This is a genomic window from Nocardiopsis sp. KDC1DS13DA1, assembly GCF_055632325.1.
Genome location: NZ_JBVMUY010000038.1, coordinates 106,396 through 117,339, shown reverse-complemented (window position 1 = coordinate 117,339; position 10,944 = coordinate 106,396). Strand labels below are relative to the sequence as shown.

5 protein-coding genes are annotated in these 10,944 nt (G+C 73.8%); all 5 read left to right on the top strand.

Going from position 1 to position 10,944, the window contains the following annotated elements:
* The first annotated feature begins 137 nt into the window (after nt 1–137).
* Nucleotides 138–5,540 carry a hypothetical protein gene (locus ACTVAJ_RS25210; RefSeq protein ID WP_470390743.1) on the top strand — a complete coding sequence of 1,801 codons (5,403 nt, stop codon included), beginning with the start codon at nt 138–140 and terminating at the stop codon, nt 5,538–5,540.
* Between the two features lie 68 nt (nt 5,541–5,608).
* Nucleotides 5,609–5,968 (top strand): hypothetical protein, encoded by a 360-nt coding sequence (locus ACTVAJ_RS25205; RefSeq protein ID WP_470390742.1) that lies wholly within the window; start codon nt 5,609–5,611, stop codon nt 5,966–5,968.
* Between the two features lie 403 nt (nt 5,969–6,371).
* Entirely contained in the window at nt 6,372–8,708 is a 2,337-nt protein-coding gene (locus ACTVAJ_RS25200; RefSeq protein WP_470390741.1) for a M20/M25/M40 family metallo-hydrolase, read from the top strand.
* A gap of 352 nt (nt 8,709–9,060) precedes the next feature.
* Complete coding sequence (locus ACTVAJ_RS25195; RefSeq protein WP_470390740.1) at nt 9,061–9,264, top strand: cold-shock protein; 204 nt, start codon at nt 9,061–9,063, stop codon at nt 9,262–9,264.
* A gap of 233 nt (nt 9,265–9,497) precedes the next feature.
* The gene (locus tag ACTVAJ_RS25190) at nt 9,498–10,913 is read left to right on the top strand and encodes a DEAD/DEAH box helicase (protein ID WP_470390739.1); all 1,416 of its coding nucleotides are present in this window, start codon (nt 9,498–9,500) and stop codon (nt 10,911–10,913) included.
* Nucleotides 10,914–10,944: the final 31 nt, after the last annotated feature.

The window sequence follows — 10,944 nt, the reverse complement described above, 5'->3', positions numbered from 1 at the left end:
CACCCGAGAACATCCCCCTCCCACCCTCACGACCCCACACACCCGACCCCACGACACCACCCGAGAACATCCCCCTCCCACCCTCACGACCCCACACACCCGACCCCACGACCTCCGACGAGGAGCCGGGCGTCCGGTTGAACTACCTGATCACCACCGGATGGATCGAGTCCTACGGCGTGCGTGTGGACCCCGACGCCGTGCTCTCCTCGGTGCGGCCCGCACTCCCCGACGACGTGCGCGACCGTTTCCGCGAGCGGCTCACCCGGGACGTCCGTCCGTTCTTCCGTCCCGGCGGCGTGCGGATCGAGGGCGCGGACGGCCGCTCCCACCAGCTCAGGCTCTCGTCCGCCGACGACTGGCGCCCGAGCACCACGACCGGCGACGGCCCGGCCCGGGCCAAGTTCAAGGGACTGGACGACATCCAGGAACAGTCCGGGGTCTCGGCCTCGGACACCTCCGGCGCGGTCAGGCGCTTCGGAATCCAGTTCAGCGGCCACCTGCTCGCCACCGGCGGCACCGTCCCGCTGCCGAGCCTGCGGGCGAACCTCGGGGTCGGTTCGAGTTCCTGGCAGCACTCCGGCGACACCGGGGAGGTGCAACTGCGCACCACGGAGATGACCGGCAGGGGGGTCGACTACTCCGCCGACCTTCGCGTCGTGTCGGGCACCGACGGTGCGGACGGTACACCCGGCGCGGTACGGCGGGGGGTGGAGCTCACGCTCATGGGCGGTCTCGCACTCCGGCGCGACGACCTGCCGGACACCATCACCTTCCCCGACCCCCTCGCGCCCCGGCCGCAACGGACACCGGCGCCCACCAGGGTGGGGGGCTACCTGTCCAACAGCCATCCGATCTTTGCCGAGGAGGTCGTCCGCGACGGCGACGCACCCGCCGGGACACGCCCCGCGGACCAGGGGATCGCGGAGTGGATCGCCGACCGGTTGGGCCTGTCCGCGCCGACGGGCCGGCCCCGGCCCAACCTGCTCCGGCGGCTGTACACACCGGGGGAGAGCGTGCTCCGGACGCCGTGGGCCGAACGGCGCCGCGCCCGGGATCGCGACGCCGTCACGGGGCTGTTCCGGTCCGAATCCCTCGTCAACCACCTGCCGGTGTTCACGGGGGAGGCGGCCGTCCTGGGCTTCCACGACTCCGAGGGGCGCCCCAGGGCGGTCACCGTGTGGTCCTACCCGCTGCGGATGACCCGGGTGCCGGACATCCCCGCGTCCTTCAACATCAAGCACACCGACAGGTTCGCCCGGAGCAGCACCAGTACGGCCCACCGGAACTCCGGCTTCTCCGTGCGCCCCGGGATCGGTGTGATGGAGCGGCTGCCCGGGGACGCCGTCCGCCTGGAGATGCCGATCGTGGAGTACCAGTACGGCCGGGACACGGGGAACAGCCGCGCCCGGCAGTCGGCCGCCTGGAACGCGCGCCTGTTCCACAGCACGGACACCGCCGTCTACAGCATCCGGCGGCGCGTCGCCGTGTGGGTGGACGGCGACACCGCGCCGACCCTGTTCGACCTCACCTCCGTGGAGGCCCTCACCTCGCATGAGGCCCTGGTCCTGAACGACCCCTCGGCCAACGCTCCCCTGCCCGACGCGCCCGCCCCGCGCGACCCCTTCCTCGGCCGCCCCCGTCCCACCCACCTCGGCGACTCCCAGGTCCGCGCCGTCACCTTCCCCGACGGCGCGGAGGTGCGGCTGGACAGGGGGAACCGTCCGGTGACCGTGTTCGGCGAGTACGCCCACCGGCTGCTGCGACGCATCGACGCCCGGTACCCGGGACTCGTCCTGCCGCACATGGCGGTGCCGGGCTCCTCCCCGCCCGACCGGTCCCACGCGGGGTGGAACCACCGGCGCAACCGCGACACCGCCGTCGCCAACACGCTCAGGGTCCTGAACGCCGTCAACCTCCGGTCCTTCCGCTTCCGCAACGGCGACTGGATCGGGCACGGGATGGAGGTCAGGCTGACCGAGACCAAACTCCTGCCCTGGGGCAACGAGGCGGGCGAGCACCGGATCACCGTGCCGGACCACATCTCGCTGTGGCTGACCGCCTCCGTGCGCACCCCCGTTCCCGGGCCCCAGGTGAGCGGGGCGCACACCGGCAGCACGTCGGGGGCGTCGACCGGTCTTCGCCGCCGCGACAACACGTCGCGTACGCACGCGGTGGAACTGCGCGCGAGCGCCACCTGGCGGGGGGTGAACACCGTCGACTCCGGCGACGTCCCGCTGTTCTCCGGAGGCGGCGGGGGGCGGCTGACCGGCGAGCACCGCTCCCTGGACCAGCACGGCTCCGGCCGGTCGGTCACCGCGGAGGACAACGTCAAGGACAAGAGCGGAACGCAGCAGCTCTTCGCCGACGTCGAGTTCGGTGCCTGGATCGGCCCCGGCGACACCCTCCTCCCCCGGTCCGCGCGGATCGACCGGCCCGAGCCGCGTACCTCGCGCGACCTGTTCGCCGACGGCCGGGACCGCGTCCGTGGCCGCGTCGAACTGCACGCCCCGCGGCCGGTGCGGCCGGTCCCGCTCGACCCGGCGCCCACCCGGCCGCCAGGAGCCTTCCGACGGTTGTCGGCGGCCCACGCCCGTGACGTCTTCCGCGCGGGCGCGCCGATGCTGTTGACCGACGCGGGAACGGGGAGCGGACGCACCGGAGAGGACGCCGAGGGACCGCCGACGATCGAGCGCACGCGGGCCGCCGAGGTCCTCACGAACACCTTCCACGTCGTGCAGGTCTTCGACACCACCGTCGACCGGGACGGCGACCGCCCCACCAACGTCCTCTCCCACACCTTCGACGAGCTGAACCGGACGCTGCGCGACCTCCCCGGCAGGTTGGCGTCCCAGACGGGCGCCGGGGAGGTCCTCGCCCACCACATGTCCCCCCAGCAGCTCGCCGCCACCCCGGCGCTGATGTCCGGGTCCGGCAGCCGTCTGCGCTTCCAGACCGACCAGACGCTCCCGCCCACGCGCAACCGCCTGACCGTCGCGACCTGGTACCTGCCCACCAGGGTGGAGTCGCTGACGCCGCGGAAGTCGGCCGCGGTGGAGTCCTCCCACACGAAGGAGAGCGCGATCGGCACCGCGAGGGTCAGCACCAGGGGGCTGTTCCTCGGGGTCTTCGGCCGGAGCGGGCTGAACACCAACACCGGCGCCCCGCCCGGGGAGGCTCCCCCTCCGACCGCGGTGGACCCCATCATCGGCCCCGGGGCGGAGGCGCGCTACCGGCTACTCGGCCGGGGGGACACCACCTCGGCGACACAGAGCCTGCGCTCCCGGACCGAGGTCAAGCTCGCGGGGCCCTCGCTGGAGTTCGTCACCGACGGCGTGGTCGTGCAGGCGTTCGAGCACAAGCACGACCTCAGCCTGGGCCTGACGATCCCCCGCTCCCCGGGGGAGTCGGACCACGCCGCGTGGCTCGCACCGGTCGCCCGGGCCCAGAAGGGAGTGGTTCCCGCCCTCTGGGCGTACATGGAGGGCCTGGTGAAGGACCGTGTCGACTGGGCGCCCGACGGTACGCCCACCGTCGGCTCGCACGCGCCGCCCGCCGCCCCGCGGGCACCGGTCCGCCCCATGGACGGGCTCGCCGACAAGGGCTACCAGTCCCGCCCCCTGGACCCCGGGGAAGCGCTGGACGACCTCATCGCGGCCCTGTCGAACGGCGGCTACGAGCTGACCCGCACCAGCCGTGAGGACCTGCTCCACCAGCTGTCCACGCACATGAGCCGCGACCTGGACGGTGTTCCCCCGATGCGGGTCCGGGTCAACCCCACCTCGACCGTCCACCGGGACACCGGTTCCGACGGGTCCTCCACGCACCCCAGGGGCTTCTCGCGTACCGCGACCCTGAACATCTCCGTGCGCCGCGGCGCCACCCGCACCCGGCAGTTCGGCGGAATGATGGAGTTCGTGGAGCGCGTGGTCGTGGTCCGCAGCGCTGACAGGGGGACCCTGGAGATGTCCGGCTGGTCGTTCTCCGGACTGGTCGGGGCCCGCGCCCCCATCGCCGGCGGCACGGGCTCCAGCGCGGCCCTCCGGGCGGGTGGGGACGTCGTGGTCCGCCACCAGTCGGGTGTGGAGGAGTCGGACTCCGAGAGCGTGTCGGTCGAGCGCACCTACGAGCGGGTCGGTTTCGGGCCGTACGCCGTGGTCTCCACCGAGACCACCCTGACCCTGACGGTGGAGGTCGGCGAGCGCACCTACACGGGGACGGGGCGGAGCGGCACGGTGGAGACCGTCCAACCGGTTCCCTACCTCACCGTCGGGGACGCCACCGGCGCGACCGCGGCTCCCCCGCCCACGCCGGTGGCGGTGCCGACGGACGGCGGCACGGACGCGGGCACGGCCCCTCCCGAGGACGGCGGCACGGACGCGACCGGCGACGCCCCCGAGGCGGACGGCGCGGCCGGTCCGGGAGACGGTGCGGCGGCGGCCGACCCGGTGACCGCCTGGGCGGAGCGCCACGCGTCCCGCGGCTACACGCCGCTCCGGGGCGAGGGCGGCACCGACGCCCCCGTCGCCGTGCAGGGCGCCGGCCGGGGCGTGTTCGACGCGGCGGTGGAGTCGGCCGCCCGGGACAGGGGCTGGCGTCCCGAGGACGGCGGCCGCTCGGCCCGGGAGTATCTGGACGACGCGGCGGGCCGGGACACGGGCACCAACCCGATCAGCACGGTGGCGAGCGAGTTGGTGCTGCGCGGGCTCGCGCCCGAGGCCCTCCGGCACGCGGACGGCGTTCAGCTCTCGGACGTGCGGGGCACGGCGGTGAACCTCAGGGCGCTGGTCGACCCGGGCCGCGCCGCGCTCGTGTCGGTGAGCGGTGAGAGCCGCGCCAGGGACGCCGAACACGAACAGCACGGGTCCTCCTCCTCGCGGTCGGAGTCCGGTGCGAACGCCCTGGACGCCACCGCCCAGGTCCTGACCACCGGCCGTCCCGACGACCGGTTGCGGGAGAGCCCGGCCGGGGCGGACCTGGCGAGCAACGCGCGGTCGGGTCAGGGCCGGTCCTCCTCCGGCAGGACCGGCGCGGTGGCCACAGGACCCGGTACCTCCCGCCAGTTCCTCGTCCGGGTCCCCGCCGTGTGGCTGGCGTGGAGCGGACCGGCCGGTTCCCCCGCGACCCGACGGCACCCCGTCGAGGTGGAGGCCTCCCTCACCCTCTGGATCTCCGAGACCAGGGCCAGGGAGTGGGACCTGGCGACCGACTCCCCCGAGATCAACCGCCTGAGCAGTGCCGAGGCGGCCTTCACGCAGGCCGACGCGGCGTATCTGGACGCCCGCCTGCCGCTGCTGGAACTGGTCGGCACGCTCGATGAGGCCGGTGCGGACCTCCGCGACCGCTACGGCGCGCAGGTGCGCGTCCTGGAGAGGGCCGCCGCCGAACGCGAGCGGGCCCTGCGCGAGCTGGAACAGGCGCTGGCCGCGGCGCGCGGCCGCACATGGCCGCCCGGGCGGACCTCGGCGGACCCGGCCGGGGGGTTGAGCCGACAGGACCGGCTCATCCGGGACTTCGCCCAGAACCTGACGGCGCCGTGAACCGCGCCGGCCCCGTGACCGGTTCGGGCCGGGGCCGCACCGACCGCACCGCGAGAGGAAGACGACCGATGCCGACCCACGACGACCGACTGAGCGTCAGCCCGGAGGAGCTGAGCCGTGCCGGGGAGGGGTTGCGCGAGCCCTCCCGCCTCCTGCGCGAGTCGTTCGCGCGCCTGCACGCCCGGCGCGAGGCCCTGGGTCCGCTGTGGGGCGCGGGCACGGACGAGACCACCGAGTCCGTCCGCGCGAACCTCACACCGATGCTGGACCTGCTGGACGAGTTCGGCGTCGCACTGGCCGAGGCGTTCGAGCAGACGGCGGACGGGGTGATCCTCTCGGCCCGCAACTACGAGAACGCCGAGGAGTTCGCCGTCACGGAGGTCGGCGGGATCACCGCGGAGGGGGTGGAAGACTCCGGACGGCGCTGAGCCGTGCCCGGGGCGCGGCGGGCGCCCGCGAGCGGCGCGGTTCGCGGGGGCGGGCGCGCGCAGGCTCCCGGGTCGCCCGGTGGGAGGAGCCCCCGCCGGTCCGGGCACCGGACCGGGTCCGGGGGATCTCGGGGTTCCCTCAGGGATGTCTCAGGGGGTTCCGCGGTGGTGCCGATAAAAATATGTCGTTAATATTTTTCATGGCACGGGCAGCGACCACGGGCAGCACCGACACCGGTGCGCCGAGGAGCGCCCGCGGGAGGTCGACCCCGCACCGCCCCGTCACGGGAGGGGACCTCGACGCGGAGACGGTCCGTACATCCCTCCACACCCGCACCGACCGGTTCCTCCCCGTCCCCGAGGGTCCGCAGAGCCCCGTCCGCGCACCACGAAAGCGGCCCGCATGACCACTTCCACACGACCGACCGCCGATCGCCCGGAACCTGGGCCGGGGCCGGACTCCCGGATCCCACCGCTGCTCGGGCTCCTGCTGCTCCTCCTGCTGAGCGCGCTCACGGTCCGCGACCTCGCACCCCCTCCCCCCGAGCCGGAGAGCGCACCGGCGACGGCCTTCAGCGCCGCGCGGGCCCACGAGCACATCGAACGGATCGCCCGAGCCCCGCACCCGATGGGCTCCGACGAGCACAGGAGGGTGCGGGACCACCTGGTGGAACAGCTCCGGGAGACAGGGCTGGACCCCCGGGTCCACGAGGCCGTCGGCGTGTTCCCGCGCCAGGTCGACGGCCCCGTCTCCATGGGACGGGTCCACAACATTGTCGCCGTCATCGAGGGCACCGATCCCACCGGCCAGGTGGTGCTGGCCGCGCACTACGACTCGGTGCCCTCCAGCTCCGGCGCCAACGACGACGGAGCGGGTGTGGCGACGGTTCTGGAGGTCGCCCGAGCCCTCCGGGAGAGCGGGGAGGCGCCGCGCAACGACATCGTCATCCTGCTGACCGACGGTGAGGAGAGGGGCCTGCTCGGGGCGGAGGCCTTCGTGGACGACCATCCCCGCGCCCAGGACGGGGGGATCGTGCTCAACCACGAGGCGCGCGGATCGGGCGGACCGGTCGTCCTGTTCCGCGTGACCGAGGGGGGCGCGGAGCTGATCCGCACGTTCGCCTCCGTCGCGCCGTACCCTGTCGCCGACTCCGCCACGGCCGACCTCTTCGCGCTGATGCCCAACGACACCGACTACACCGCGTTCGACCTCGGCGGCCTTCGGGCGATGGACTTCGCCTACGCGGGCGGCAGCGCCCACTACCACAGCGCCCTGGACACGCCCGAGAACGTCGACCGGCGGTCGCTCCAGCAGATGGGCGCCAACACGCTGGCCCTCGCCTCGGCTCTGGGGGCGCGGGACCTGCGGGCGCTCGACTCCGAGGACGAACTCGTCTACTTCAACGTGCCGCCGGGGACGCTGGTCCACTTCTCCGCCGCTTGGATGCCGTTCCTGGCACTGGCCGCGCTCGGGCTGTCCGTCGGGGCCGCAGCCCTGGCGTGGCGGCGTTCCCTCACCTCGCCGCTGAGGGTCCTCGGCGGGCTCGGGCTGACCGTGGTGCTGCTCGCCGCGGGCGTGGCCGCGGGGATGCTGTACTGGTGGGGACTCGTGAGCGTTCGGGAGGACTTCGACCTCCTGCTGACGGGGACTCCGTACGCCCCCGGGTGGTTCCAGGCCGCCCTGCTCCTCCTCGTCGTCGGACTCGGCGGAGCCTGGTACGCGCTGCTGCGGCGCCGGGTGGGCGCGCACGGTCTCGCGCTCGGGGGGCTCCTGGCCCTGGCGCTGGCGGGGACGGCCACCGCGTTCGCGGCCCCGGCGGCCTCGGCGGCCCTGGTGCTGCCGACCCTGGGCGCCGGGCTCGGCGGACTACTCGCGCTCCCGGCCGCCGGGAAACGGCCCCTCCTGGGGGTGGTGCTCCTCACCGCCGGACTCGTCCCGACGGCGGTCCTGCTGCTGGCCGGGGCGTGGGTCGGCTTCGACGTCGGCCTGGAGATGAGCGTGTACACGTCCGTGCCGTTCGCGCTGCTCGGACTCGTGCTCCTGCTGCCGCTCGTCGAACTCCTGTGGCCCGAGCGCCGCACGGTCCTGGTGCCGCTGGTGGCGGTGGCGGCGGCCGCGGCCGTGACGGTCGCGGGTTCGGCGGCCAACCCCGTGGACGCCGCACGGCCGACCCCGACCATGATGACGTACACGCTCGACGCCGACACGGGAGAGGCCCACTGGTCCTCACGCCTTGAGCCGGACCACTGGAGCAGCCGGTACGTGGGCGGGGAGGCCGGGGAACCGCCGCCCGGGCCGTGGTGGCGGGACGTCCACGTCGGACCGGCGGAGGCGGCCCCGCTCGACGCGCCGGAGCTCCGCGTCCGCGAGGACCGGGAGGCGGAGGGGCGGCGCAGGCTCGCGCTCGACGTCTCGTCCGTGCGCGGGGCCGCCCATCTGGCCCTGTTCGTCGAGGGCGCGGGGACCGGCCGGATCGTGGAGATGACGGTCGGGGGCAGGGTCATCACGCCGCAGGAGGACCGGGGCGCGGTCGGATTCTGGTTCCACGCACCGCCCGAGGACGGGCCCGTCGCGGTGGAGATCGTCGCGGAGGCGGGGGAGGAACCGCTCGACGTGCGGCTCGTGGACTACGAGCAGCTGACGCCGGACTTCGAGGGGACCGCCGGATACGTGTCCCCGCCGGACGACCTCTACCTGTTGCTCGGCAGGGTGTCGGTGACCCGGACCTACGAGCTCTGACCCGGCGGACCGGCGCCGGGCGGTCGGGGCCGCGGGGTACCTCCTCGGCGGGGCGCCCCGCCGAGGAGGTACCCGGGACCGGCATCGCGCGCCGCCACCGGGAATCCGGCTCTGAAAACACGGAACACGCCGGGGCGAACCGGCTTCCGACATATTTTTCCCTGGTTTCGTTACCACATACGCCGGTGCCCTTCGACACATCGTTTTTCCGAGACGGGGAGGTCTTCGTGTGCTAGGTTCTAGGGAGTTGCAGTAGTGAGCCCGACGGATCCACATCTTCTCGGGAGATCACCGCGGTGACGGGGAAATCGTCATCTGCGGTTTTCTTCATTTTTCGACGAGAGGTGCCACCATGGCGACCGGTACTGTCAAGTGGTTCAACAGCGACAAGGGCTTCGGCTTCATCCAGCAGGACGGCGGCGGCCCCGACGCCTTCGCCCACTACTCGAGCATCCAGTCCACGGGCTACCGTGAGCTGGTCGAGGGCCAGGCCGTGCAGTTCGACGCCGTCGCCGGGGCCAAGGGCCCCCAGGCCGAGAACATCACCCTGATCTAGGGGAGCCGACGCTCCTCCAGCGGTGGGGTCCGCCCTACGGGCGCCGGACCCCACCGCTTTTCTTTTCCCGCCAGACTTCTTCACCGTCGCTCTTCGACCGCGCTGGCGGATCCGCGCCCCGGAATTCTCCGGGCGGGCGCGGGCTTCGTTTTCATTCACCCGGCGTCACCGGTTTCCCCCTGCGAGGCCGCGAGGCCTCCCGCCCGGCGAACGCCGTCGGCGAAAGGCCATACATGAGTCATCCGTACCCCACCGGTACGAGCCGCAGCCGCCCCGCCCGGGGATACGGCCGACAGCGGCCCCACGGGGGCCAGCGCCCCCGCACCGGCGGCCGAGCGCGTGGCGGCGCCGGCCCCTTCGGGGAGTTCGCGCTCCCCGTCACCGTCACCCCGGCGCTGCCGCCGGCGGAGTCCTTCGAGGCGCTGGACATGCCCGCGCCGCTCAAGCGGACCCTGGCCCGACAGGGCCTGACCACCCCATCCGAGATCCAGGCGGCGACGCTGCCCAACTCCCTGGCCGGGCGCGACGTGCTGGGCCGCAGCCGGACCGGGTCGGGCAAGACCCTGGCCTTCGGTCTGGCACTGCTCGCCCGTCTCGACGGGCGCGACGTGGAGCCCCGGCGCCCGCTGGCCGTCGTGCTCGCGCCCACCCGTGAGCTGGCCCAGCAGGTCACCGACTCGCTGGAGCCCTACGCCCGGTCGGTGGGAGTGCGCACGACCACCGTCGTGGGCGGCATGCCGATCCACCGCCAGGCCGGCGCCCTGCGCCGGGGGGTCCACCTGGTCGTGGCCACACCGGGACGGCTGCGCGACCTGATGGAACGCGGCGACTGCGTCCTGGACCGGGTGGAGTCCGCCGTCCTGGACGAGGCCGACCAGATGACCGACATGGGCTTCATGCCGCAGGTCACCGCGATCCTCCACCAGGTCCCGGCCGACGGTCGGCGCATGCTGTTCTCGGCGACCCTGGACCGCAACGTGGACACCCTGGTCCGCCGGTTCCTCAACGACCCGGTGGTCCACTCGGTCGACCTGTCCGAGGGTGCCGTCTCCACCATGGAGCACCACGTCATGCACGTGTCCTCCGCGAACAAGCAGGACGTCGCCACCCGGATCGCGGCCCGGGAGGGCCGCGTGATCATGTTCCTCGACACCAAGCGCGCGGTGGACCGGATGGCCGAGCACCTGCTCGCCAACGGGGTCCTCGCCGCCGCCCTGCACGGCGGCCGCAGCCAACCGCAGCGCACCCGCACCCTCGACCAGTTCAAGAGGGGCGACGTCACGGCGCTGATCGCGACCAACGTGGCGGCGCGCGGCATCCACGTGGACGGCCTGGACCTGGTGGTCAACATCGATCCGCCCACCGACCACAAGGACTACCTCCACCGGGGAGGACGCACCGCCCGGGCCGGGGAGTCCGGCAACGTGGTCACGCTCGTACTGCCCAGGCAGCGGCGCGACATGACCCGGCTGATGGGGCTGGCGCGGATCGAGCCGCGCACCCTGGAGTCGGCCGCCGGGGACCCCGAGGCGGCCGAGGTGACCGGGGCACGCGAGCCCTCGGGCCAACCGGTCACCGTGCGGTCCTCCGCTCCGCGGGAGCGGGCCCGTGGCCGGGCCCCGCGCGGACGGCGCCGCCCGCGCCGCTGACCCGGAGGCCGGCAGTCCTCCCGCGGGCCCG